At 44.3% G+C, this 26,779-nt stretch carries 20 protein-coding genes and 1 pseudogene; 13 read left to right on the top strand and 8 right to left on the bottom strand.

The genetic code is table 11. The features are described 5' to 3' along the window. Window positions 1-47: 47 nt before the first annotated feature. The 3 genes and pseudogenes from H8R94_RS00405 to H8R94_RS00415 form a co-directional block, all read left to right on the top strand. Window positions 48-755 (top strand): annotated as a pseudogene (locus H8R94_RS00405) (ABC transporter ATP-binding protein); the annotation flags it as partial. Window positions 756-760: 5 nt separating this feature from the next. Further along, window positions 761-2,902: a Gldg family protein gene (locus H8R94_RS00410; RefSeq protein ID WP_186853576.1), complete on the top strand. Its 2,142-nt coding sequence runs from the start codon at window positions 761-763 to the stop codon at window positions 2,900-2,902. Further along, entirely contained in the window at window positions 2,903-3,445 is a 543-nt protein-coding gene (locus H8R94_RS00415; RefSeq protein ID WP_118281271.1) for a DUF4340 domain-containing protein, read from the top strand. Here the strand turns inward: H8R94_RS00415 and H8R94_RS00420 are convergent. Next, a complete protein-coding gene (locus tag H8R94_RS00420; protein ID WP_118281270.1) occupies window positions 3,442-3,660 on the bottom strand; it encodes a hypothetical protein in 219 nt (72 codons plus the stop codon). The genes H8R94_RS00415 and H8R94_RS00420 overlap by 4 nt on opposite strands. A 176-nt stretch (window positions 3,661-3,836) precedes the next feature. Here H8R94_RS00420 and H8R94_RS00425 point away from each other — a divergent pair, with 176 nt between their 5' ends. After that, window positions 3,837-4,346 carry an SEC-C metal-binding domain-containing protein gene (locus tag H8R94_RS00425; RefSeq protein ID WP_118534889.1) on the top strand — a complete coding sequence of 170 codons (510 nt, stop codon included), beginning with the start codon at window positions 3,837-3,839 and terminating at the stop codon, window positions 4,344-4,346. A 75-nt stretch (window positions 4,347-4,421) separates the two neighbouring features. Here the strand turns inward: H8R94_RS00425 and aroA are convergent, their stop codons facing one another. The 3 genes from aroA to aroF are packed head-to-tail and all read right to left on the bottom strand — an operon-like array spanning window position 4,422 to window position 7,845. Continuing rightward, window positions 4,422-5,699 carry a 3-phosphoshikimate 1-carboxyvinyltransferase gene (gene aroA / locus H8R94_RS00430; protein ID WP_186853577.1) on the bottom strand — a complete coding sequence of 426 codons (1,278 nt, stop codon included), beginning with the start codon at window positions 5,697-5,699 and terminating at the stop codon, window positions 4,422-4,424. An 18-nt stretch (window positions 5,700-5,717) separates the two neighbouring features. Then, complete coding sequence (locus tag H8R94_RS00435; RefSeq protein ID WP_186853578.1) at window positions 5,718-6,812, bottom strand: prephenate dehydrogenase/arogenate dehydrogenase family protein; 1,095 nt, start codon at window positions 6,810-6,812, stop codon at window positions 5,718-5,720. Between the two features lie 19 nt (window positions 6,813-6,831). Continuing rightward, window positions 6,832-7,845, bottom strand: coding sequence for a 3-deoxy-7-phosphoheptulonate synthase (aroF, locus tag H8R94_RS00440; protein ID WP_186853579.1), 1,014 nt, complete (start codon window positions 7,843-7,845; stop codon window positions 6,832-6,834). Between the two features lie 133 nt (window positions 7,846-7,978). On the opposite strand from aroF, the gene H8R94_RS00445 reads away from it, so the two are divergent. After that, entirely contained in the window at window positions 7,979-9,208 is a 1,230-nt protein-coding gene (locus H8R94_RS00445; RefSeq protein WP_186853580.1) for an InlB B-repeat-containing protein, read from the top strand. Window positions 9,209-9,465: 257 nt separating this feature from the next. Then, window positions 9,466-11,883: a leucine--tRNA ligase gene (gene leuS, locus H8R94_RS00450; RefSeq protein ID WP_118281265.1), complete on the top strand. Its 2,418-nt coding sequence runs from the start codon at window positions 9,466-9,468 to the stop codon at window positions 11,881-11,883. Window positions 11,884-11,934: 51 nt separating this feature from the next. Here leuS and H8R94_RS00455 read toward each other — a convergent pair whose 3' ends face one another. Further along, window positions 11,935-12,213: a hypothetical protein gene (locus tag H8R94_RS00455; RefSeq protein WP_118534819.1), complete on the bottom strand. Its 279-nt coding sequence runs from the start codon at window positions 12,211-12,213 to the stop codon at window positions 11,935-11,937. Continuing rightward, on the bottom strand, window positions 12,213-12,548 hold the full coding sequence (locus tag H8R94_RS00460) for a hypothetical protein (protein ID WP_118281263.1): 336 nt from the start codon (window positions 12,546-12,548) through the stop codon (window positions 12,213-12,215). The genes H8R94_RS00455 and H8R94_RS00460 overlap by 1 nt, the downstream gene beginning before the upstream one ends. Before the next feature lie 80 nt (window positions 12,549-12,628). Between H8R94_RS00460 and H8R94_RS00465 the strand changes: the two genes are divergently transcribed. After that, window positions 12,629-12,784, top strand: a complete 156-nt coding sequence (locus H8R94_RS00465; RefSeq protein WP_178010979.1) for a hypothetical protein — start codon at window positions 12,629-12,631, stop codon at window positions 12,782-12,784. Between the two features lie 49 nt (window positions 12,785-12,833). On the opposite strand, the gene H8R94_RS00470 is transcribed toward H8R94_RS00465, so the two are convergent. Beyond that, a complete protein-coding gene (locus H8R94_RS00470; protein ID WP_118281262.1) occupies window positions 12,834-13,046 on the bottom strand; it encodes a chorion class high-cysteine HCB protein 13 in 213 nt (70 codons plus the stop codon). Between the two features lie 172 nt (window positions 13,047-13,218). On the opposite strand from H8R94_RS00470, the gene H8R94_RS00475 reads away from it, so the two are divergent. From H8R94_RS00475 to H8R94_RS00490, 4 genes are all read left to right on the top strand, one after another. After that, window positions 13,219-15,810, top strand: coding sequence for a family 78 glycoside hydrolase catalytic domain (locus H8R94_RS00475; RefSeq protein WP_186853581.1), 2,592 nt, complete (start codon window positions 13,219-13,221; stop codon window positions 15,808-15,810). Window positions 15,811-15,910: 100 nt separating this feature from the next. Next, the gene (locus tag H8R94_RS00480; RefSeq protein ID WP_118281260.1) at window positions 15,911-17,164 is read left to right on the top strand and encodes a helix-turn-helix transcriptional regulator; all 1,254 of its coding nucleotides are present in this window, start codon (window positions 15,911-15,913) and stop codon (window positions 17,162-17,164) included. 136 nt (window positions 17,165-17,300) lie between these two features. Continuing rightward, window positions 17,301-18,992 carry an MFS transporter gene (locus tag H8R94_RS00485; protein ID WP_186853582.1) on the top strand — a complete coding sequence of 564 codons (1,692 nt, stop codon included), beginning with the start codon at window positions 17,301-17,303 and terminating at the stop codon, window positions 18,990-18,992. 12 nt (window positions 18,993-19,004) lie between these two features. After that, the gene (locus H8R94_RS00490) at window positions 19,005-21,365 is read left to right on the top strand and encodes a glycoside hydrolase family 2 TIM barrel-domain containing protein (protein WP_186853583.1); all 2,361 of its coding nucleotides are present in this window, start codon (window positions 19,005-19,007) and stop codon (window positions 21,363-21,365) included. Between the two features lie 109 nt (window positions 21,366-21,474). Here the strand turns inward: H8R94_RS00490 and H8R94_RS00495 are convergent, their stop codons facing one another. Continuing rightward, on the bottom strand, window positions 21,475-24,174 hold the full coding sequence (locus tag H8R94_RS00495; RefSeq protein WP_186853584.1) for a glycoside hydrolase family 3 protein: 2,700 nt from the start codon (window positions 24,172-24,174) through the stop codon (window positions 21,475-21,477). A gap of 123 nt (window positions 24,175-24,297) precedes the next feature. Here H8R94_RS00495 and H8R94_RS00500 point away from each other — a divergent pair, with 123 nt between their 5' ends. Both H8R94_RS00500 and H8R94_RS00505 read left to right on the top strand, forming a co-directional pair. Beyond that, complete coding sequence (locus tag H8R94_RS00500) at window positions 24,298-25,512, top strand: AraC family transcriptional regulator (RefSeq protein WP_186853585.1); 1,215 nt, start codon at window positions 24,298-24,300, stop codon at window positions 25,510-25,512. Between the two features lie 53 nt (window positions 25,513-25,565). Continuing rightward, complete coding sequence (locus H8R94_RS00505; RefSeq protein ID WP_186853586.1) at window positions 25,566-26,774, top strand: NADP-dependent isocitrate dehydrogenase; 1,209 nt, start codon at window positions 25,566-25,568, stop codon at window positions 26,772-26,774. Window positions 26,775-26,779 lie beyond the last annotated feature (5 nt).

The raw sequence follows: 26,779 nt of genomic DNA on the forward strand, positions 1-26,779 counted from the left end.
TACAATAATCAATGTGTGATTTTGGAAAAATTAGGGAGGAAATCAATTTGATAGAAGTAGAACATCTGGTAAAAAAATACGGCTCACTTACGGCTGTGGATAATCTGAGCATGAAGATTGAACCGGGGCATATTTATGGCTTGCTTGGAAAGAATGGTGCAGGCAAGACAACGACAATGAATATGGTCACAGGTTATATCGGTGCGACATCCGGCAGTGTCAAAGTGTGTGGGCATGACATTTTCAAAGAGGCAGAGGCTGCCAAAAAGGAGATCGGCTATCTGCCGGAGATCCCGCCCCTTTATACGGATATGAGCGTATATGAATATCTGGACTTTTGCGCAGAGTTAAAAGGCATCGGTAAAAAAGAGCGCGACGAACATATCGTGGATGTCATGGAAAAAGCCGGCATCTCTGAGATGGAGCATCGCCTGATCCGCAATTTGTCAAAAGGTTACAAACAGCGTGTCGGATTGGCACAGGCAATCCTAGGCAACCCATCCATTATCATTTTGGATGAGCCTACCGTTGGTCTGGATCCGGTGCAGATGATCGAAATGCGTGATCTGATCAAGGAACTTGGCAAAGACCATACCGTGATCTTAAGTTCCCATATCTTATCCGAGGTCAGTGCCGTATGTGACTACATTTATATCATTGATCATGGAAAATTAGTGGCAGATTTTGCCATGGATGAAGAGAAAGCAGCATCCTTGGAAGAAATATTTATCGAACTGACAGGAAAGGAGGACAAAGAATAATGCTTGCAATTTTTAAACGAGAATTTAAATCCTTATTCTGGAACATTACCGGATGGCTGTTCATCGGTATTACCTTAGCACTATTTGGACTCTATTTCTTTGTCTATAATCTGTCCTATGGTTATCCTTATATATCTTATTCTTTGTCAGCCATCGCCTTTTTATTTATGGTGACCGTGCCGATCCTTACCATGCGTGTTTTGGCAGAGGAAAAACATGCCAAGATCGACCAGTTGCTCTTGACGGCACCGATATCCGTAGGAAAGATCGTACTTGGTAAGTTTTTGGCGCTTGCCCTTGTCTATACGATCTGTATCGGCGTTATCTGTGTGGCACCTTTGGTACTTATGATCTTTGGTGAGGTGCCGCTGGCAGAGACCTATGTGGGTATTTTAGGCTTCTGGCTCTATGGTCTGGCAACGATCGCCATCGGTACCTTTGTATCTTCACTCACAGAGAGCCAGGTCATTTCCGCTGTTGTATCCTTTGGCTTGATCTTTGTTGGCTATATGATGTCATCCATCTGCAGCGTGATCTCATCATCCGGTAATCTTTTGACCAAGATCTTAGGATGTTATGACCTTTATACGCCATTGGATGATTTCTTCAATGGAACCCTTTCTGTTACCGGTATCGTCTATTATCTTTCTGTGATCGCACTGGCACTCTTTTTGACAGAGCAGATGATCCAGAAGCGTAGATGGACGATCAGCCGCAACATGATCTCTACCTCCGTATTTAGTACCGGTATGATCGCTATTGTCGTGGCACTGACGGTGGTTGTCAATCTGATCGCATCCGCTTTGCCGGAGACTTATACGCAGATCGATGCAACATCCCAGAAACTTTATTCCATTACGAAAGACACGGAGAAGTATCTGGATACCTTAAAAGATGATGTGACACTTTATGTCATGGTAAATAAAAACAGCAAAGATGATAATGTAGACCGCACCTTGCAGAAATATGCATCTGCATCCAAGCATGTCAAGGTAAAATATGTGGATCCGAATGTCAGTCCGACTTTTGCATCCAAGTATACGGACAATGATGTGACCAGTAATTCCATTATTGTTGTCTGTGGAGACCGCTCTAAGGTCATTGACTACAATTCCGATATTTATGAGTATTCTTATGACTCCAGTTACAATTATTCCGTGACAGGATATGATTGTGAGGGACAGGTGACAGCAGCCATCCAGTATGTGACATCCGAGTCTACGACTAATGTATATGAACTGACAGGGCATGATGAGTCAACGCTTTCCGGTGACTTTTCAGAAGTATTCCAGAAGCGTTTCATGAATGTAGGATCACTCAGCCTTTTGACCGTAGATGCGATCCCGGAGGATTGTCAGGCAATCTTTATCACAGCACCGCAGTCGGATCTGTCTGAGGATGATCTGAGCAAATTGAGCCAGTATCTGGGAAATGGCGGAAAGATCTATCTGTCGATCGATTATTCCAAGTGGAATGATCTGACAAACTTTAAGAAATTACTTTCTGATAATAACATTGAGACAACTGAGAGTCTTTTGGCAGAGACAGATCGTTCTTATTATTATCAGAGTCCATTTTATCTTTTGCCAAATGTAGAAAATACGGAAGTGTCTTCTTCTGTGGCTGGTATGACACAGGTCTTTGTGCCTTACAGTGTGGGACTTACCTATACGGGAGAGGATGACAGCAATGTGACATCATTTATGACGACTTCAGACACTACGATTGCTAAAGCAGCGGCCAATATTGCTGCCGTTCAGTCACAGGCGGATGCGGCCAATATAGCGAGTGCTCAGGATGGCGATACCCAGGGCCAATATAGTCTGGGCATGATGGTCACAAATGAAAATGGCGGCGAACTCTGTGTGCTTGGTTCAGCTATGATGTGTACAGATAGTGCCAATCAGATCGTATCCGGTCATAATGCAACGCTTTTCAATGGAATCGTAAATGCACTTGTGACAACAGATGATGGAAACAGTGATAATGCGGTAGTGATCGCAGCCAAGGATTATACTGTATCCAACCTGACAGTTTCAGCAAATGCCATGCTTGTCTATGGTATTCTTTGGGGCATCTTTATGCCGATCGCACTTATCATTATCGGTATCATTGTCTGGGCAAGAAGGAGAAAACGTTAGATGGATAAGCAAAAAAAGACCCTGCTCATTCTGGCAGTGCTATTGGGTGTAGCACTGCTGGGATTGCTGGGGGCTAAGAAATTGGCAGATAAAAAAGAGAAGGCAGATGCCATTGACTCTGCGGAGGAAAGTATTCAGGTATATTCTGTGGATGCAGATGATGTGACAAAGGTAGCCTATTATAACAATGGTGCGCAGGTGACACTGACGAAAACGGATGATCAGTGGCAGGATGCGGACGGTGTGATCTTAGATGATGACAAGGTCAAGACCATGTTATCTTATCTTACCACCATCAAAGCCAGTGATGTCATTGAGGACACAGACGATATCAGCCAGTATGGATTTTCGTCAGCCACCAATGAAGTGACCGTCACAACCAAAGATAGTGAGACGACCTTTACGATCGGTATGCAAAACGCCATCACCGATAAATATTATCTCATGGTAAATTATGATGAGAGCAAGGTCTATGTGATCGATTCTTCTATGTTGACGGCATGCGGCTATAGCACTTCCGACTTAATGCCGGATGAGTCTTAGTGCTCCTTTTTTTCGTCCTGATCTTTCTTTTTGTTCTGGATCATGATATTTAACAGCCATAGGGTAAATGGCACGAGAATGGTTGCCGCAATGGAGGCTGTCAGATAAGACATGGTCTTGGTATTGTCAAAGACGGCGGCAAAGATGGTGAGGACATACATGCCGACCAATAAGATAATGCCGATGATGGCAAGGATCTGTCGTAAACGTTGCATAAGGGTTCTCCTTCATAATTGATAAGGACATGATACCACATATAAAGGGATTGTGCTAGAGGACGGTGGAGAGAGCGCGAGCCGTCCTTGCCCTCTGGCAAAATTATGTTTTGCTTTTTTTTATGGTCTGTGGTATCGTATATGTGCTACAAAAGTGATAAAGGATGGAAAAAGATATGGCATTATTACAGGAATGGCAGAAAATCTCCTACAACCAGGAGCAGGATCGTGCCACATTACAGAGATTTTGGCAGAATTATTTCTTGATCGAGAAGGGTATCTATGAAAAATTACTGGACAATCCGGATGAAGAAGTTTCCGGCACCGTCAAGGAATTGGCTGATAAGTATGAGATCGACATTATGGCTATGACCGGATTTTTGGATGGTATCAATGACAGTCTGATCACACCGAACCCGATCGAGACCATGGAAGAGGATACCGTAGTTTCTCTGGCTTTTGATAAGGAGAAGTTATATGAGAATATGGTAGATGCTAAGGCTGACTGGCTCTATGAACTTCCACAGTGGGATGAAATCTTTGATGCAGACAAGAAAAAAACCTTGTATCGTGAGGCAAAGAATGCACACACGATCCGTAATACCGTTAAGGTTGGACGTAATGATCCTTGTCCATGTGGATCTGGTCGCAAGTACAAGCAGTGCTGCGGCAAGAAAAATAAATAAGAAATACAAAAAAGCCTCTGACTTAGGATGTAATGCATCTTAAGCCAGAGGTTTTTTTATGTGCGAAAGATCGATCTACGATGAGATCTTTTGTAAAGTGTCATAAAAGTTTGGATAGGAGATGACAACGCAATCCGGGTCATCAAAAGTTGTTACGCCATCCGCGGCAAGTCCGGCAATGGCAAAGGACATAGCAATGCGGTGATCTGCATAGGTCTTGATCTGAGTTCCATGCATGGATCGTCCGCCATGAATGATCATGCCGTCCTCTGTTCCGATGGCATCAGCCCCCATGGCATTGAGGTTTTCTACAACTGAGGTAACACGGTCAGACTCTTTGACACGGAGTTCTTTGGCATCCCGGATAATGGTATCGCCCTCTGCAAATGCAGCCATGACAGCAATGACCGGGATCTCGTCGATCAGCGTCGGGATCAGGTCTCCCTCAATGGTCGTACCGTGTAAAGAAGAAGAACGGACGATCAGATCGCAGACCTCCTCACCGGATACCTTGCGTCTGTTTTCGTAAGTGATATCTGCACCCATCTGTTCGGCAACTTTTAGGATACCGTCGCGTGTAGGGTTACAGTTGACATTGTAGATCATAAGTTCTGCATTCGGAACGATAGAAGCGGCTGCAATAAAATAAGCAGCGGAAGAAATGTCGCCCGGAATCTGAATCTTTTGTCCGACCAGGTGCGGATTGCCCTCAATGCTTGCAGTTCTTCCGGATGAGGTCACATTCGCACCAAAACCACTCAACATAAGTTCGGTGTGGTTACGGGATAAGACCGGCTCTGTGACAGAAGTCGTGCCATCGCAGTAAAGTCCAGCCAAAAGGATGGCGGATTTGACCTGGGCGGAAGCCACAGGAGAGTCATAGTGGATGGCATGCAGATCACCACCTTTGATCTCTAAAGGCGCGCAGTCATTGCCACGCAGGGAGGTGATTCTTGCCCCCATCATAGAAAGTGGCTTGATGATACGCTGCATAGGTCTTTTCTGGATGGATGCATCCCCATTTAAGGTAGAGGTAAAAGGACAGCCGGATAGGATACCGCTGATCAGTCTTGTCGTGGTGCCGCTGTTGCCAACGTCCAAAATGTTCCTTGGCTCCGTCAGACCATGTAAGCCTTTTCCTTGGATCACGACGTGATCGGCATCCTGTTTAATGGCAATGCCCATTTTTTGAAAGCAGGCGATCGTGGAACGACAGTCTGCCCCATCCAAAAAGCCGGTCAGTTCGGTCGTGCCATCGGCAATGGCACCGAACATGACACCGCGGTGGGATATGGATTTATCACCGGGAATGTGGATCTGACCTTTGATATGATTTGCTTTTTTGATTTCCATTTTCTTACCTCGGATAGTCTAGGATTCGTGAATCGTGTAATGCTTGCTGAGAACAAGTTCTGCTGCATCCATGGCAGCCTGATCGTATAACTCGATACGCAGGACACCTTTTTCAAATTCTCGGTTGTGCACAATACCAATATTCTTGATACTGATGCCGTTGGCTGCCAGTGTTGTCGCGATCGTGGCAATGGCACCGGCTTCATCTGCAAGATCCAGATAAAACTCGTAGGACGAAGGAAGTACCCCTTGTTTTTTGAGGGGAAGATCATCCCGGTAATCTTTTGCCGAAGAAAAGAGCCTTATCACAGCATCGTCCTTTTGGTCTGTGATAGATGTGATAAAGTCCTGCAGGCTTTTCTGGTAAAGGGCAGCAGCCTTTAAGATCTCATCCCGATTGGTGGCACAGATGTGCTGCCACATGACAGGAGAGGAGGATGCGATCCTTGTAATGTCGCGAAAACCGCCGGCGGCGATCGTCTTCATGGTCTCATCCACAAAATCATTCTCTGCAACAAAATTGACTAAAGATGCTGCAATGACGTGAGGCAGATGACTGATGCAAGCCGTTGCAAAATCGTGTTTTTCCGGGCTCATGATCAGTGTGAGCGCACCAAGAGAAGTGATAAAGGCAGAAAAGTCTGCCAGTCTTTCACTAGAAAAATCATCTGTTACCGTAAGGATATAATAAGCATTTTCCAGAAGGTATGGACTGGAGTGGTCGTAACCGATGGCTTCTGAACCTGCCATTGGGTGACCGCCGATAAAGCGGGAGGTCAGTCCCAGATCAGCAACGGCTTTTGTGATATCCCCCTTGACGCTTCCTACATCTGTAATGATACAGTGAGCCGGCAGAATATTCGCCAGACGGGTAAGGTAATCGACATTGACCCTGACCGGACCGCATAAAAATAAAAGGTCACAATCCGCAAAAGCCTCCAAATCCAGCATAGTATCGTTTGTGATGATGCCATCGGCATAGGCAGCCTGTATGGTGCTTTCGCGTGAGGCGATCGCAATCATTTCCGTTTCTGGGTATTTTTCTTTGATAATCTTAGCGATGGATCCACCGATCAATCCCAGACCGATAAATCCGATTTTTGGGTATAACATAATGATTCTCCTTATGTAACTATAATGTCCGACCTGCAAGTGAAATATAAGGCTTTAAGCCTTCCATCACAGAAGCAAACAGGTCAAAATCAAGCGACTGCGGACCGTCGGACAGGGCATGTGCCGGATCATTGTGGACTTCGATCATAAGACCGTCAGCACCGCAGGCGATGGCTGCTTTTGCCAAAGGTTCTACGAAAGAGCGCACGCCGGTAGCATGGCTTGGATCGACGATGACCGGAAGGTGTGTGCGTTCCTTTAAGACGCAGACAGCAGACAAATCCAAGGTATTTCTGGTGGAAGTCTCATAGGTGCGGATACCGCGCTCGCATAAGGCTACCTTGGAACTGCCGGAAGACATGATATATTCTGCTGCATTTAACCATTCATCGATCGTAGCGCAAAGTCCCCGCTTTAGAAGTACCGGCATACCGGTTTTTCCGACTTCTTTTAAGAGTTCAAAGTTCTGCATATTGCGAGCACCAACCTGTAACATATCTACATATTTAAAAGCAGATGCTACGGCGTGAGCAGAAGTGACTTCACAGATGGTAGCCAGACCGGTCTCTTTGGATGCGGTCTGCATATAGCGGAGACCGTCTTCTTCCAAGCCCTGAAAAGAGTATGGGGAAGTACGTGGCTTGTAGGCACCGCCGCGCAAGATGGTCGCACCCTCTTTCTTTACGGCTCTGGCGATCGTAAGCAGTTGTTCTTCGGATTCCACGGCACAAGGACCGGACATGATCGTGATGTTGTCTGGACCGATTTTGGTGTCTTTGACAGCAAATTCGGTTGGCTGTGGATGAAACTTTTTGTTGGCAAGTTTGTAACTTTCCGTGACCGGGATCATCTTGTCGACGATCGGGTTGGACTCGATGGCAGTCAGGTCGATCTTGGTCTTATCACCGATCAGACCGATGATCGTGACTTCCTCGCCACGGGACAGGTGTGTATGTAATCCGGTGGCTTCGATATCTTTTATAAGGTGATGCAGGGCATCCTCAGGTGTTTGTGGTTTGACTACTAAGATCATAGTGCATTACTCCTTTTCATATTAAATACAGATTTTATCATAGTCACTTTTATTCTTAAAGTCAACACTTTAAAGCGTAAAAGTTTAAAGTACGAAAAATAATCAAATCCATAAAATTGGGAAGACTACTTTTATGAAAGTAAAAGAAACGTGTATCATTGCCTGTTTTGTGATCGCCTTGCTTGGCATGCGGCAGACATTAGAGGCAAAATGGGGATTGGAAGATGTCATAGAAAAAGGACAGATCCTTTATGAACTGGGCGGCGGGAGCAATTCTATCTTAAACCCGGAGTCTGTAACAGAAGATGAACTGCCTATCCTTTTAAAAAATCCAAAAAGAGAGGGATATCTCTTTGGCGGCTGGTATCTGGACGAAAATTGGGAAGAACGGATCTATCGCATAGAGGATACCGGGGGCAAACGGTTGTATGCCAAATGGAATCTTTGCATCGAACCCAACCGCAATGTGCAGGAATATCCTTACAAGGCAAAGGATGGCGATCTTTTGCTCAAAGACCTGACCTACAGTTTTTTATATGAACTGGAAACGCCGGGCAATCCCGGAACCCGGATCCAGGATCTTTTGCAGCAAAAGTATGCCTCAGAGTATCAGTGTCCGCAGGGGCTTTGCATCACACCGGACTATATCATCGTATCGTCCTATGCACTGGAAGAAGATAAACTGGGCGCCCTGACCTTGTATGACCGGACAAGTCATACCTATATCATGTCTTTTGGCATGGAGGCAGACAGCCATCTTGGCGGGATCGCTTATGACGGCAAGGCACTCTGGATCTGTCATTCCAATAGCAAAGAAGTGGAGCGGATCTCCTATGCCTTTATCAAAAAACTGGCGGGGGTGAGCCGGCAGAATTTTATCGACATCACTTCCTGCTTTGAACGTTATCCGGTCGACAATACCCCGTCTGCCATTGCCTGTATGGATGGTCAGATCTATGTCGCAACCCATCATGTTTATACGCCCGGGATCCTGTGTGCTTATACTTATGATGGCAAAAGCCTTACAGCAGACAAAAAGTGTTTGCTGCCGCCCAAGGTGCAGGGGATCTGCCGGGATGAGACTGGACGTATTTTTTTAAGCCTGTCCTATGGGCGCAATCAGTCTTCCTATTTAAATATTTATTCCGACGTGGACCATTTACAGAAAAATTTCTGGACGCCTTCTGCACGGGTGGAAATGCCGCCGGGATCGGAGGCGATCGCTGTGGAAAACGGGCTTTGCTATGTTTTGTTTGAAACGGCTTCCTATAAATATTTTGAGGGGAGCGACGGCAAGGGAACCTGCAAGTATCCGCTGGATAAAATCCTCCTGCTTTCCGAGGAGAGCATTTTTTATGATTGAAGCGTGTAAAAGCCAGTTTTATAAGCTCTGCTGCTGACAGATGAATAAGATTTCTTTATTGACAAATAGTAGTGATATGCTAAAATATATTACGAATTGCATTCGTGATATATGATATTGCTATCGTGAATGTACAAATGAAATCGACTAGGAAAGGTATCTGTATCATACGAAATAGAGTGGTACCACGGAGTAAGATACTTCGCCTCTAATTAGATGATTCTAGTTAGGGGCTTGTTTTTTAGGAGGAAAAGAAAATGTCAAAACCTTACAATCACAAAGTCGTTGAGAAGAAATGGCAGAAGGTCTGGGATGATGAGAAGGCTTTCGCCGCAACAGATGATTATTCAAAACCAAAATATTATGCATTGGTGGAGTTCCCATATCCATCCGGACAGGGACTTCATGTAGGTCATCCGAGACCATATACCGCATTAGATATTGTGGCAAGAAAAAGAAGAATGCAGGGATACAATGTACTTTATCCGATGGGCTGGGATGCGTTCGGACTTCCAACCGAGAACTATGCCATCAAAAATAAAGTACATCCAAAGATCGTAACTGCAAACAATGTGGCACATTTTAAGGATCAGTTACATTCCCTTGGATATTCTTTTGACTGGGATAGAGAGATCAACACAACAGATCCGAATTATTACAAATGGACACAGTGGATCTTCTTAAAATTATTCAAAGCTGGACTTGCATACAAGAAAGAGATGCCGATCAACTGGTGTACTTCCTGTAAAGTAGGTCTTGCAAACGAGGAAGTTGTCAACGGACGTTGTGAGAGATGTGGTTCTGAGGTTGTCCGCAAGGTAAAGAGCGAGTGGATGCTTAAGATTACAGAATACGCTGACAAATTGATCGAAGGCTTGAATGATGTCGACTACATTGAGCGTGTCAAAGTATCCCAGAGGAACTGGATCGGAAAATCAACCGGAGCAGAAGTTGATTTTTCTATCAAGGGAAAAGAAGACAAACTCCGCATTTATACAACAAGATGTGATACCTTATTCGGTGTCACTTACATGGTAGTATCTCCGGAGCACCCATATCTTGACAAATACAAGGCAGAGATCAAAAACTGGTCTGAGATCGAAGCATACCGTGAGGCTGCTTCCAAGAAATCCGATTTTGAGCGTGCAGAACTTGCAAAAGATAAGACAGGCGTTCAGATCGATGGCCTTGTTGCCGTAAATCCTGTCAATGGAAAAGAAGTGCCGATCTGGGTTTCTGATTATGTACTGATGAGTTATGGAACAGGAGCCATTATGGCGGTCCCGGCACATGATGAGAGAGACTGGGAATTTGCAAAGAAATTCAATCTTCCGATTATTCAGGTAGTCGCAAAAAATGGCGAGGCTGTTGATGTCAATGAGGCAGCATTTACAGATGTTGCAACAGGAGTTTTGATCAATTCCGATTTCTTAAACGGATTGGAAGTAAAAGATGCAAAAGAAAAGATGATCTCTTACTTAGAGGAAAAAGGAATCGGTACTGCAAAGACAAACTACAAATTACGTGACTGGGTGTTCTCACGCCAGCGTTACTGGGGCGAGCCGATCCCGATTGTAGAATGTGAGAAATGCGGTTATGTGCCGATTGATGAAAGCGAACTTCCATTGATGCTTCCGGAAGTAGAGAGTTATATGCCTACCGATAACGGAGAATCACCGCTTGCTGCCATGACAGACTGGGTAAATACCACCTGTCCATGTTGTGGAGGACCTGCAAAACGTGAGACAGATACCATGCCGCAGTGGGCAGGATCTTCATGGTATTTCCTAAGATACTGTGATCCGCATAATGATAAGGCACTTGCCAGTCCGGAGTCGTTAAAATACTGGCTTCCGGTTGACTGGTACAATGGCGGTATGGAGCATACGACCCTGCATTTGCTTTATTCAAGATTCTGGCATAAATTCCTCTATGATCAGAAGGTCGTTCCGACACCGGAACCATATCAGAAGAGAACATCCCACGGAATGATCCTCGGTGAGAATGGCGAAAAGATGTCTAAGTCAAGAGGAAACGTCGTAAATCCGGATGACATTGTAAGAGAGTACGGGGCTGATACCTTAAGAACTTATGAAATGTTTATCGGTGCCTTTGACTTGGCAGCATCCTGGTCAGAAGATGGCGTAAAAGGCTGCCGCCGTTTCTTAGAGCGTGTCTGGAAATTACAGGATATCATGACAGATGAGGAAGGTTATTCTGCGGATTTAGAGACAAAGATGCATCAGACCATCAAGAAGGTCAGCAATGACTTTGAAAACTTAAAATACAACACAGCAATTGCAGCAATGATGGCATTGATCAATGACTTCTATAAGAAGAATGCCGTTACCAAGGGCGAATATAAGACCCTGATCACCTTATTGAATCCGGTTGCACCTCATATTACAGAAGAGTTATGGCAGATCGTTGGTGGAGAGGGATACCTTTACCAGACGACATGGCCGGAATATGATGAAGCAAAGACCGTTGAGTCAACCGTTGAGATCGCAGTACAGATCAACGGAAAGACAAAAGGAACGATCACCATTGGTAAAGACGATGCAAAAGATGATGTTATTGCAAAAGCAAAAGAATCTATTGCAGATAAGTTGACCGGTAACATTGTAAAAGAGATCTATGTACCGGGACGCATTGTCAACATCGTAGCAAAATAAGAGCAAGATATACATAAGGACGACTCATGTGGGTCGTCCTTATTGTCTGTCTTAATGTGGGCGGAAAGTATGTACCAGTTGGATGATACGATCCGCCTTTTTTTGTTCTTCCGGTGACATGTTCTGCTTTAACATACCGATGAGCAGTGTCGTCTCAGAATCGGTAAAAGTCAGTCCCTTGGATCTTGCCTCCATTGCGGCACTGGATAACTGGCTTGCCAGTTCATTGGCTGTCCCCGTGTGGGATCTGGCGGCAAAAGCCTGCAAAAACTGTTGCTTTTCTTTGGGAATGGATTGGAAGATCGGGTTGTTCAGAAAAGAAGGATCCATTAGTCGTTGCCTCCGTTAAATAGGATTTCGTAGGTGGATAACATCTGCATGGCGTTTAATACCTGATCGATCTGTCTTTTTTCATTGTCGTTACAATAGACCTTGATGGCATTTAAGATGTCAGATGTTGAATTCTTTTTTTCCATGGCACTGATCTGCATGGTATTTTCCGGATTTTCAAAATATTCCATCGTCTTTTGCATTTGCAGATAGGAGATCATCATGGAGATATTCTTTTGTGCCGTCGATCCCAGGTAAGGCAGGATCGTTTTTAATATGTTTATTTCCTTATTTTGTAAACGGTTGTCATAAAGAGAAAGAGATTCATTTTCCATAAGCGTTTTTTATTTACTATATGACGGATTTTAAAAGTTAGAATAAGATAATAAGAAAATACTTGTAGGAAAATAGAAATATGAGACGATTGATCCTGCGTGGAAATGAATGTTTTGAAGTGGATGAGGAATGCCTGCGGAAAAAGAAAATGCAGGGAGAAGAATGTATGCACTGTAAAAAGAACGAAAAAGGAAAAGACGATCGTTGGAATGCCAGGAAAAAGAGAGGAAGATAGCATAATAAAAAGGCGCCCTAAATAAGGACGCCTTTTTCGATGAAGGTTTTTAGAAGAAACTTCCGCAGCCGCCGCCATCGTTACAGCAGCAAAGAAGTAAGAGGATGATCCAGATGCTGTTTCCACATCCACATCCGTCATTTGAGAAAGATGATCCATTACCGCATAATGCTAAGATCAGGATGATCCAGATCAAAGAAGAGCAGCATCCGTTATTGTTGTCATTTCCACATCCACAATTTGTTGCTACAAGGTCACTCATAAGAAACCCTCCTAAATATTTACACTGTATCTTATGCTGGTTTTTAAAAACGGTTACAGAAATAATCAAAAAGTAAAATAAACGATAATAAAGAAAAGAAAAAAATATAAAGAACCATTTTTTCCATTTATACTAATGCTAGAAACGATTTGTCAGAAAGGGAGTTATTTTTATGAGAGCAGTAAGACTTAGAACTTCATATTTAAAAAATCCCATGGGGATGGATATTACAAAGCCGCGTTTTTATTGGAATTGCGAGGGTGGTGAGAAACAGACTGCCTATGAAATCATGGCAGAATGCAATGGAAAAGAAATCTTTCATACCGGCAAGGTGGTCTCTGATGCCATGACACATATTCCATACGCCGGAGAGACTTTGCAGAGTAGAGACATAGTGACATGGAAGGTCAGACTTTGGGATGAAAAAGATCAACCAGGAGCGTGGAACAGTGCCAGCTTTGAGATGGGACTTTTGGAAGAAAGTGACTGGCTGGCAAAATGGATCAGCGGAGACTACAAGCCTAAGAAAAAGGAACGCTATCCTGTGGATTGTTTCAAAAAGGATTTTCAGACGAAAAAAGAGATAAAAAAGGCCAGACTTTATGCGAGTGCGCGGGGGCTCTATGATGTCTGTATCAATGGAAGCCGCCTGACGGACTTTATTTTAGCACCGGGTATGACGGATTACAGAAAACGCATACAGTATCAGACTTATGATGTGACCGGACTTTTGCAGGACAAGAATACTTTAGAACTACGTCTGGCAGATGGTTGGTATCGGGGTAGCAGTGCAGCCTATGGCGTAACGGAGGTCTATGGAAACCAGACCAGTCTGATCGCACAACTGGAAGTGATCTATACCGATGGAAGTAAAGATGTCATTGCAACGGACGGTTCATTTGCATGGAGCAATGATGGACCAATCCGTTTTGCAGATTTAAAGGATGGAGAAATCTATGATGCCGAGAAAAAGCCGTCTTATCAGGGAAAAGCAGTTGAGATCATGGATTCTGCAAAAAACAAGCCACATTTACAGGCATCCAACAATGTAGCAGTACAGGAAAAAGAAACCTTTCAGCCAAAACTTCTGATCGCAAAAGATGGCACAAAAGTCTTGGATTTTGAGCAGAACATGGCCGGATATATTGCATTTTCTATCCATGGAGAAAAAGGGCAGAAACTTGTTCTGAAATGTGGCGAGGTATTAGATGAAGAGGGAAGAGTTGATTTGTCCGGTATTCAGGAGACCAGACCGGCAAAGGGGTGGAGCCAGATGGATCTGATAAAGAAATTGATGGGAGCACCGATCAAGGGAGCGACAGAGGTCACACCAAAGCAGGAGATCAACTTTGTTTGTAGTGGAAGTGAGGATTCCTACAAGACATCCTTTGCTGTATTTGGTTTCCGTTATGCTGAAGTGGAGACAGATATTGCCATCAAGCCGGAGAATTTTACCGCCATTGCAGTATATTCGGATATGGAAACCGTAGGAGAATTTAACTGCTCTAATCCAATGATCAATCAGTTGTATCAAAATACACTTTGGAGTATGAAAGGAAACTTCTTAGATCTTCCGACGGATTGTCCGACGAGAGAACGTCTGGGCTGGACAGGGGATGCGCAGATTTTCTTTTATACAGGTGCTTATATGATGGATACAGCGGCTTTCTTCAAAAAGTGGCTTTTGGATATGCAGGATGCTCAGTATAAAAATGGAACCATTCCGGCGGTTCTTCCATATCAGGGTGTAGACATGATGTACAAGGCGACAGGTGTTTCTGTGGGCTGGGCGGATGCTGTTTATCTGATCCCTTATCGTTATTATAAGCGTTATGGTGATCTGTCCGTGTTGGAAGATTGCTGGGATATGATAGAAAAGTATGCCGCATATCTATGGAAACATCTGGGCATGACAGACAAGAAGGCTGCAAAAGAGAATCCATACAATGCCTACACGTATGAAAAAGGCGTGCATCTGGGCGAGTGGCTGGAGCCGGAGAAGTTTAGGGACAAGGAATATGGAGCACAGGCAAAGCATCCGGAAGAATGTACGGCTTATTTCTATCTGTCTATGACGACGATTGGAGAGATTGCCGGACTCCTTGGCAAAAAAGAAATCGAGGCAAAGTGTCAGGAATATGCAAAGGGTGCAAAGAAAGCCTATCATAGCCTAATCGTGGAAAGTGGAAAACTGCGTACCAACCGTCAGGCAAAATTAGTACGTCCGCTGGCGCTTGGACTCTTGGATGGGGCAGAAAAAGAAGATGCCGAGAAGGAATTGGTTGAGGCAGTAAAAGGCTATGCGTATTGTGTTGGAACGGGCTTTTTATCTACCCCATTTATTCTTCCTGTATTAGCAGATGCCGGAGAAGTAGAGACTGCCTATAAGATGTTGGAGAATACAAAAAAACCAGGCTGGCTTGGGGAGGTGGCAGATGGAGCAACAACAATCTGGGAAAACTGGGAAGGTGACGTCAGTCACAATCATTATTCACCGGGCGCTGTCTGTGAATGGCTTTTTAGCGGCGTTTGCGGTATTCAGGTAGAAGGGGAAAATCATTTCGTGATCGCACCTTTACCGGGTGGCAGTCTGACCGATGCCAGTGCATCTTATCAGAGTATTTATGGAAAAGTGTCGGTTGCATGGAAAAAAGAGGAGAAAAACATCTCTTATGAGATTGAAATTCCAGCGAATACGTCAGCATTGGTACGTTTTCCAGATGGAAGAAAGCAGACACTTGGCGCCGGAAAATATCATTTATAGATAGGCTTAGAGCGAAAGGTTTTGCCTTTTTTATATGTGTCATATCTTGAGAAAAACGGATGAATGCTTTAGTATAGCAATCAGAGAGGTATGAAAGCAGATGAAAGATGTAAAGATGGATGATGTGCGCTTTGTCTTGGAACGTTTTTTCTATGGGTGGAAAATGAATGCTATCGTTTTTGATGCCGATGGCAAACTTGTGGACTTTGTTATGGGAACCAGGGAAAAGGTGGATTTTTCAAAAAAAGAGGAACTGGAAGGTAGCATAGATGTCGAGGATAATGACTTATATGATACGATCCATAGCAAAGCAGAGAAGGCAAATGCGCCAATTATCTATGTGGGGCAGGATGGAATTTACTATCTGGCATTTTGGGATGATGAGAAACGATTCTTTCTTTTTGGCCCGGCGGCAATTGAGGAATTATCTTTTGCCCAACAAATCGCCTATCGAAGAAGACATCAGATAAAAAAACAGGGCTATCTGGTGCCAAAGATACCGCTGGCATCCTCCTTGAACGGTGTAGCACTTGTCTATTACACGCTGACAGGAAGACAGGTGACGGAGAGACATATCTTTGAAGCAAGTCATCTGAAAGAAGGGGATATTGATCTGAAACAGGATATGATGGTCTATGAGACAAAAAATACTGTGGAAGAGAAGCAGCACCTTGCATATCAGGAAGAATTAAACTGGCTGAGTCGGATTGAAAATGGTACTTTAAAGACACTGGATGATCAGATGACACCGGAAAATCTGGAAAAGATGGAACGCATTGGTACACTGACTGGCGGAAATTCTATGAAACAGTATGAGTACATGGCAGTGACATCGGTTACGCTCGCTTCCCGTGCAGCCATTCGTGGCGGTGTTAATGCTTATGAGTCTTATCGGTTGAGTGAACTATATATGCAGAAAATCTCAATTTGTACCAACGCTATGGAGATATTGCAGATTCATATGCAGGCGGTTTTAAAATTCGCGGAATTGGTGCGTCAGTCAAAAGAAAACCGCAATTATGACTGTGTGGAGCAATGTAAGGATTATATTGCAAGACATCGTACCCAGAAGTTTTCTCTGGAAAAGGTATCCGAGGCGGTTGGAAAGAATGCCAGTTATCTCTCTCGTCTGTTTTCTGAGCAGACAGGCATGACTATGCAGGATTATGCCATGAATGTGCGCCTGGAAAATGCTGCCAACCTGCTTCAATATTCCAATGAGTCGATCGGCGAGATCGCGGAGTATTTGAACTTTTCATCGCAGAGTTATTTCGGCGAAAAGTTTAAGAAAAAATATGGACAGACGCCGGTGTGTTATCGACGTGAGCACAAGATACGTGATTTCGTGGAATAAAAGTAGTTTTTATATTTTGGAAAAATAAAAGATAAAAAAGCAAATATAACGATAACTATATAGGGGTTCCTTTGTTAACATTAGTTTAACAAAAGGGATTCCTATTTTATTTCAAAGGAAGAAGGAGAAAAAGTTTATGGGTAAAATGATGACAAAACTCTTTGCAAAGCCGCTTTTTGATTCTAAGATCAAATCGGCAAACACAGAGGGCAAAGAAAAAGTTTGGGGTTATTTTGTAGGACCAATGTTTATGTGTATGGCGTATTATGGTATTGCCGGTACTTATCTGACACAGTTCTATACGGATGTCTTGGGCTTGAGTGGTGTGGTACTTACCATGATGCCAGTCTTTTCTAAGATCTTTGATGCCATTACCAATATCATCATGGGGCGTATCATTGATAAGACAAAGACCAGACAGGGAAAGGCAAGACCTTGGATTTTAATATCCGGTGTGCTGATCATGCTTACCGGTATTATGCTTTACAATGTGCCAAGGGCAAGCCAAAGTGTACAGTTGGTATGGATTGTCATTAGTTACAATCTTTTCTTTGCCTTTGCCTATACCATCTACAATATGTCACATACGTTGATGGTGCCATTGGCAACAAGAAATACAAGACAGCGTGACAGTCTTGCTATGCTGACATCCACTGGAACATCTATGATTCCGGGAATGCTGGTTACTATCATTATGCCGATTCTGGTTGCCAAGATGGGCGTTGGACTGTCTGCACAGGGCAATTGGGCAAAAGTTATGAGTATTATTTCTATCTTTGCCCTTCCTGCGGTATTGGTGGAATACTACTTTACAAAGGAACGTGTAACAGAAGAAAACATCAGCGATGATGGTGAGAATACCATGCAGATTGCTGCCATGAAAGATCAGATCAAGGCATGTGTGACCAACAAGTACTTCTGGATGGTTATGGCATTCTGGGCAATTTTCCAGTTGACACAGAATCTGCAGACAAATGTTATGCTTTATTTCTGTAACTGGGTATTGGGAAGTTCGGTTACGCAGGGCGCGACCAATCAGATTCTGGTAAATGCTGTCGGTCAGGCACCGCTTGGCTTTGGTATCTTTATTCTCTGGCCGTTGATCCATAAGTTTGGTAAGCGCTGGGTTACCCAGATTGGTTTTGTAATCGCTGCTGTCGGATGTCTGATCATTTTCCTGAATCCACACAGTCTTGGTACGGTTTTGGGTGGATGTGTCCTGAAATCCTTTGGTATGCTTCCAACTTATGCCATGGCAGCATTTTTGGCAGAGGCAATGGATCATATCGAGTGGAAGAATCACTATCGTGCAGATGGTTTTATCGCTTCTATGAACACGATCATTATTACAATCTCCGCAGGTATTGCGCAGACTTTGATTTTGGGTGGACTTAACGCATCTGGATACATATCACCGGCATCGATCGGAGCTACATCAGATACCATTATCAACCAGCCGGCTTCTACACAGTCCTTTATCATCTGGATGTTTGTAGGTGTCGAAATGATCGGATATCTGATCATTTCCCTGATCTTTACCTTCTATGATCTGGAAGCAAAGATTCCGCAGATTTCTGCTGATATCACAGCCCGTCATAAGGCAGAGGCAGAAGCACGCGGTGAAGTATGGATTTCACCGGAAGAAAAGCAGGCAATGGAACAGGAAGAACAGGAGCGTAAAGCAGAAGAGAAGCGTATTGAAGAATTAAAGGAAAAATGTGCTAAGAAGGGGCTGAATTTTGACGAAGAAGAAGCAAAGTATCAGGCAAAATTAGCCGAGGCAAAAGCAAAAGCAGAGGCAAAGGCTGCTAAGAAGAAAAAGAAATAATAGGAGAAGATCATGGTTCAAAGTATGAATGACGGATGGCTGTTTTATAAGGAGGGAGATAAGCAGAAACAATCAGTGATGCTTCCCCATGATGCCATGCTGCATGAAAAAAGAGATCCAAAAGCAGAAAGTGGAAGTGCCGGTGCTTTTTTCCCGGGCGGCGTGTTCTGCTATGAAAGAAAAATAATGTTGACGGAGGATCAGGTGCAAATGCACCTGACCCTTGAATTTGAAGGTGCATATAAAAATGCTGAAGTTTTCGTAAATGGTCAAGAGGTTTATCAGGCTGCTTACGGTTATAGTCCGTTTTTCGTCATCTTGGATGGGCACATCAAGGCAGGAGAAAATACAATTCTTGTTAAGACGGACAATAGCCAACAACCGGACAGTCGTTGGTACAGTGGTGCCGGAATCTATCGTCCGGTCTGGCTACATATCCAACCCAAAGATCATATTGCCATCGAAGGCATCCGTGTAAAAACGGTGTCTATAGATCCTACCGTGATGGAAGTATCTGTAGAGCGCACCGCCGGCAAGGTGCAAGTAGAAATTATCGATGCAGAGGGCAAGCAGGCCGCTACTGCTTTATTAGAAAAGGATTCTGTACAGATTCCGCTACCAAAGGCACATCTTTGGTCGGAGGAGACTCCCTATCTGTATGGTATAAGAGCATCCCTTCTGGGGGCAGATAGCTCTATCCTGGATCAGGCGAAGGACACCTTTGGTGTTCGCCTGATTACATGGAGCCCTAAGGGATTTTTTGTAAATGGAAAAGAAACGCTTTTGCGAGGTGGATGTATTCATCATGACAATGGCGTTTTAGGGGCTTGCACCTATGATGAGAGCGAAATGCGCCGAATCCGTATTTTAAAAGAGAATGGCTATAATGCCATTCGTTGTGCACATAATCCTTGTTCTAAGGCGCTTCTTCGTGCTTGTGATGCGCTTGGCGTCTACATTATGGATGAAACCTGGGATATGTGGTATAGCCACAAGTCCAAATATGATTATGCGACAGAGTTTATGAGTCATTACAAAGAAGATTTGGAGGCTATGGTCAGACGGGATTATAACCATCCATCTGTTGTCATGTATTCCATTGGCAATGAGGTCAGCGAACCGGCAAGTCAAAAGGGAGTTGCCCTATCACAGGAGATGGCAGACTATCTCAGAAATCTGGATGAAACGAGAGCCGTTACGGCAGGATTTAACCTTATGATTATCAAGTCTTCCGCAGAAGGTAAAGGCGTCTATAAGGAAGAGGGTGGAAGAAACGACAGTAATGAGGCAAAAGCCGCCGGTATGAGCAGTACCATGTTTAACATGATCACGTCCATGGTTGGAACAGGTATGAACAAGGCTGCCAATGGGAGAAAGGCAGATGAAGTGACCAGTCCGGGATGTGCGATACTTGATATTTGCGGATATAATTATGCATCTGGGCGCTATGCAAAGGAAGGACAGATTCATCCGGATCGTATTGTGGTAGGTAGCGAGACTTTTCCGCAGGATATCGCCAGAAACTGGGCTATGGTCAAAAAATATCCATATCTGATCGGTGATTTTATGTGGACAGCATGGGATTATATCGGAGAAGCAGGCGTTGGCACTTGGTCTTACGAGGCGGATGCAAAAGGTTTTGACAAGCCTTATCCATGGCTTTTAGCAGATACAGGTGCATTTGATCTTTTGGGAAATCCGACCGGAGAGGCAATGTGGGCAAAGGCAGTCTGGGGCTATGCCAAGCAGCCTCTGATCGGTGTGCAGCCATGCAATCATCCAAATGAAAAGATTATTAAGGCTACTTGGCGTGGTACAAATGCCATCCCTAGTTGGTCATGGAAAAACTGTGATGGCAATAAGGTGATGGTTGAGGTCTATGCAGATGCTGCCAAAGTAGAACTTCTTGTCAATGGAAAATCCTTGGGATGCAAGAAAGTAAAGGATGCAAGAGCCATCTTTAAGACTACCTATGTCACCGGTAATGTGGAGGCGGTGTCTTATGATGCAGCCGGCAAGGAAATCGGCAGAAGTCGCCTACAGTCGGCAAAGAACGCATCGCTTCATCTACTGCCGGAAAAGAAAGAGGTATCTGTGGGAGAAATTGTTTATGTCAAGGCAGTGCTCGCGGATGATTCCGGCAATGTGGAATCCAATCAGGATAGCAAGGTACAAGTTACCGTCGAAGGCGGAAAATTGCTTGGCTTTGGCAGTGCCAATCCAAGAACGGAAGATCGCTTTGATGCCGGGGAATATACGACATACTACGGTAATGCACTGGCGGTCATCCGGGTGACGGATGCCAATGTTGTCACGGTTCAGGCTAAGACAGAAGATGGCTCATGGGTAGAATGTCGGATACCAGTTATATAAACAAAGTGATAACATATGTAAGTGTAAAATAGAAAAACAGTTTGTGATCAGACATGATAGATTGTCTTCACAAACTGCTTTTTACTGTCTATAAATAGAAGGGGCTTATTTAGGCCTGTGTCCGCTTACGGATGACGCGATACATATACTTGATATTCTGGCGAAGTCGATTTTCGCTAATTGTGCCATTTTTAATACCTTCGATAATCGGACTTACATAGGTATCGTCCGTAGTGCCTGGTGTCATCCAGCAGTTGCCTGCGGCAATGGCTTTGGCAACATCGGCGGTATCGTAACTGTTCCAGTCTGTCATTACATAGCCATTGAAGCCGAATTCATTTCGGAAGATGCCCTGGATCATCTCTTCGTCCTCGGCTGTAAAGACACCATTACATGCATTGTAACCGGTCATGATAGAATCCGGTATGTGGATGTCAAAGGCTACCTCAAAGGTGCGCAGATAGAGTTCGCGGAGGGCACGCTGTGAGACGATGGAATGATTACGCTTTCTGGATGATTCTGCATTGTTACAGCAAACATGTTTAATGGATGCAGATACGCCATTTTCTTCCAATCCCTTGCATTGATTTCCTGCCATGATGCCGCCCAGCAGCGGATCCTCAGAAAAATACTCCGGATGACGGCCGCAGAGTGGATTCCTATGCAGGTTCATGGCCGGCGCCAGAATCATCTGCACATTGTTTTCTCTGGCTTCTTCGGCAATCACGCGACCGACTTGGTAAGCCAGATCAGGATTCCAACTAGCACAGACCAGATTAGAGGTAGGCATACCAATATTTGGTTTGTTGATATTGACACCATTATTGCCGTCTGCAACAGCAAAGTAAGGAATATCTCGTCCTTCCAATTGATAGATGCGTCCGGCAACGCCGACATCCTGCATACCCCAGCCGGAACTTGCACAGACAGAGAAGCGGGCTAGTTCCTCGACAGACCAGTCATCGATAAAGGAATCGTCGATGGCTTCTGTATCCGGAATGTTTGCACGGATGGTCTTATGCTGAAGTTCATGCACGTCTGCGATGATACCACTCTTTTTGCCGCTAGGATACGTGTTTTCATCCTTTTTGGAAAGGCGGGTAAAGTCTACCGGTGGTTTCATATAATCACCAACAATTTTGATGGTCTGGGTTTCTGTTGCTGTAATGGAAGCCACTTCTGTGAGGGCATGGATGTCATCCCCGCAATAGAAATGATATTCGCCAGCCTCTGTGATAAAGGCATGCCTTTCTTCATCGTAGGAAGCAAGGTTTTCTACAGGAACGTCCAGTGTTAAAATCTCGGAGGCTCCGGCAGCAAGCAGTGATGTTTTGGCAAAGGCAACCAGACGCAGTGCCGGTTGCTCCAGTTTCCCATCCGGGATGGTGGCATAGATCTCAACGACTTCTTTTCCGCTTACCTTTCCTGTATTGGTGACAGTGGCAGAAATGGAAATATGAGATAAGTCCTGTCCCGTGCATAAAGATTGGATGGCAAAGTTGGTGTAGGACAGACCGTGTCCAAATGCATAGGCGACATCTTTTTTGAACGTTTCAAAATAACGATAGCCTACATAGATATCTTCCTCATACACGGTATCGATCCAGATATCATCATCTGCGCCAACGGATTCTTCTGCACTTGGTGCAACATAGAAGTTATGTGCAGAAGGAATATCAAAGTAATCGAGACTCCAACTATCCGGAAGTTTACCGGATGGATTGGTCGTTCCGTTTAAGATATTTACCAGTGCCTTACCGCCAAGCATGCCGGAAAATCCGGTCCAGATAACAGCCTCAACTGCCACGTCCAGTGTCCAGCGGACATCCATAGGATAGCCGGAATTGATGATAGCAATTATGTGGGCATATTTTTTCTTGGCTTCGCAAATCTGTTTTTCTTCCGCATCGGTCAGATAAAACTCCCCCTGAAAAGTTCCGTTGTCAAAGTTCTCTCCGGATGCGCGTGAGATTACAAAAAGACAGGTGTCGGCATCTTCAGTGAGGATAAAGTTACTGTCTGCCAATGCCTGTCCAAGGCGTACATGGTAGCGCGGATTGATCTTTCCGGCACCGACAGCACCGTCACGGAAATTTTCCTCACCGATCACGGCGAGTTTAGCATCTTTGACAAGGGGAAGCAGTCCATTATCATTCTTTAAGAGAACCATGCCTTCCTCAGCAGCCTTTTGCGCGATGGCTTCGTGGGTAGCGTAGGCAGGATCCGGCAGATTTTTAGCAACCGTGGAAATGATATAATCCTGTGGATCCATAACATTACCGTCGGTATCAGTAAATCCTTCAAAGTGGAAGGTATAGTCTGTGCCGTATTGGGTGCAGATGTCGCGAACATAGACGCCCATTAACTGCACACCGCCCGCAATAGACATGGTGGAAAGAATGTATTTGACAGGAATTCCATCGTAAGTGACCTGACCTTTGATATGTTCATCTATCGGTTTGGAAAAGGAAAGGATGAAACAACCGGAAAAGGCATGATTGAGCATATACATCTTGCCATCGACATCATCAATGTCATATTGTGCCACGGTTGAACCTCCCTTTAGGAAGGGCTTCTTCTTACTTGGATCCAAAGGCGTCAGATCCACGTCCGCTCCATTTGCCAGCGCGAGTATGGCATCAGCAAGTTGTGCAGATTCCGGTTGTGCGACTTTTAACTGTGCCAGTGTAAGGGGTGTCAGGTAGCCCTTGGCAGGACCGCTAACCATCTGTGGTGCGGCTTTTTCCAGAAGTGCCATGACCTGGGGCAACTCTAAGAGTTCTCCTATGCTTGTGTTTTCTGTGTACATAAAAACCTCCTTGAATAAATAAATTCTACCTAAAGCATATTGCAGAAAAAGAAAAAAAGGAATAGGATAAAATGACAGAAAAATATGCAGAAAGTGACATGTATATCAACAGAGGTAGAAAACATGAATGCATTTGACGAAGGGGAAAAAGAATCGGAAAGCAGGGACGACTATATGAGACAGAAAGAGGAAATGCAAAAGGAGTATGGGAGGATCTTTCGCAGTCTATGTTCCGGGGATTGCGAGATTTTGGAGAACGATGACTATATTGCCTGCATGATACGGACAGCCCAATGTCTGAAAGAGGAGAATGACAGGGAATATCGCTGGCAGGCATTTGAAACAGTCAGCGAATTGCCACAAAGTTATAGGACACCCTTGGCACAATTGTTTCTGGAAGTACAAAGTGAACCTGATCAGGATGCGCAAAAGCGTCTGCAGGAGATCTTCCGTGTACAGCAGGAAGAAATTTTTTTACAAAATGATAGCAGTATTTCATCTGCCTTTTTGCAGCCGGGCATGCTTCCACACTGGCATAAGAATGATTATTTCGATATTATTTATGTTATGGAGGGAAAAAGTCAGTGCTTTTTCCGTCAGGAGAAACTAGAACTCGTTGAGGGGGATGTGCTGATCGTGCCGCCGGATATTGAGCATGGAGAAGGCGTGCGAGATCTCGATGGCAGGACGATGACATCAGCGATCCGCAAGCGGACCTTTTTAGAGATTTTCTTTCGGGTATTTTCCGGCAATCACTTGCTGTATTCTTTCTTTCAGCGCATATTACAAGGGGATGAAGATGTGAGTTATATTCTGTTTCATACGGCAGAAAAGGATAAGCCGGATATGACGGTTGCACGTTTGTTTGATCATCTTTGGGAGGAACAGAAATGCAAGGAAAAATACCACAGTGAGATGTGTGAGACTATCATGAATGCGATTTTTGTGCACTTGCTTCGCTATTATGAACAGAATCTGGTTTTGCCACAGGACTGTAAAGCCAACTGGAAAAAGGAATATGCTAAGATTTTTTGGTATATTAGTGAGAATTATCGCAGTGTGACTCTGGAAGAACTGGAGGATAGGTTTCATTATAGCAGACGCCAGTTGATCCGCATTGTGCAGAATGCAACAGGGAAAAATTTTAAAGATGTGATTCGCAATATGAAGATGGAACGAGCAAAGATGCTTTTGCGGGATACCACACTGCCCGTGGAAAGAATCGCAATGGAGTGTGGATACGAGAATGCATCCAGTTTTACCAGAATTTTCAAGCAAACAGTGGGGGTAAGCCCCCACGCTTACCGACATGGAATATTCGTGACTTTACCACAGTAAAAAGTTTTGCTATACTAAAGTACAATAGTGAAAATGCTAAGGAGGCAAATGACATGAGCAAGATTATGATGAAGACACCACTGGTTGAGATGGATGGTGATGAGATGACAAGGATCCTTTGGAAGATGATCAAGGATGAATTGTTACTGCCGTTTATAGATTTAAAGACAGAATACTATGATCTCGGTCTTGAATATCGTAATGAGACAAATGATCAGGTGACAATCGATTCAGCAGAGGCAACAAAGAAATACGGCGTTGCTGTAAAATGTGCCACAATCACACCAAACGCAGCGCGTATGCGTGAATATGATCTGAAAGAGATGTGGAAGAGTCCAAACGGAACCATCCGTGCCATCTTGGACGGAACGGTATTCCGCGCACCGATCATCGTAAAAGGAATTGAGCCTTGCGTAAAGAATTGGAAGAAACCGATCACGATCGCGCGTCATGCATATGGAGATGTCTACAAAAATACAGAGATGATTGTTCCGGGACCGGGAAAAGTAGAACTTGTTTATACGGCTGAAGACGGCAGTGAGACGAGAGAAGTGGTACATAACTTTACCGGCACCGGTGTCGTTCAGGGACAGCATAATCTTAATAATTCTATCGAAAGTTTTGCAAAGGCTTGCTTTAACTATGCCTTGGATACAAAGCAGGATCTTTGGTTTGCGACCAAGGATACCATCTCTAAGAAATACGATCATACCTTTAAGGATATTTTTCAGGAGATTTATGAGGAGTCTTATAAGGATAAGTTTGCCGAGGCAGGCATTACTTATTTCTATACCCTGATCGATGATGCCGTAGCTCGTGTGATGAAGTCTGAGGGCGGTTACATCTGGGCTTGTAAGAACTACGATGGCGATGTCATGAGTGACATGGTATCGTCTGCTTTTGGATCTCTTGCCATGATGACCTCTGTTCTGGTATCTCCACAGGGCGTCTATGAGTATGAGGCGGCTCATGGAACCGTACAGAGACATTATTACAAGCACTTAAAGGGAGAGGAGACATCCACGAACTCTGTTGCTACAATCTTTGCATGGACAGGCGCACTGAGAAAACGCGGTGAGTTGGATGGCACACCGGAACTTTGCGATTTTGCAGACAAATTGGAACAGGCATGCATCAAGACGATTGAGGATGGAAAGATGACAAAAGATCTTGCTCTGATCACAAGTATTCCAAATCCAGTCGTTTTGAATAGTGAGGAATTTATCAAAGCCATCAGAACAAGGCTTGAGGGCATGTTATAGGAGGA

Origin of the sequence: Roseburia lenta (genome assembly GCF_014287435.1) — a bacterium.
Classification (GTDB): Bacteria; Bacillota; Clostridia; order Lachnospirales; family Lachnospiraceae; genus Pararoseburia; species Pararoseburia lenta.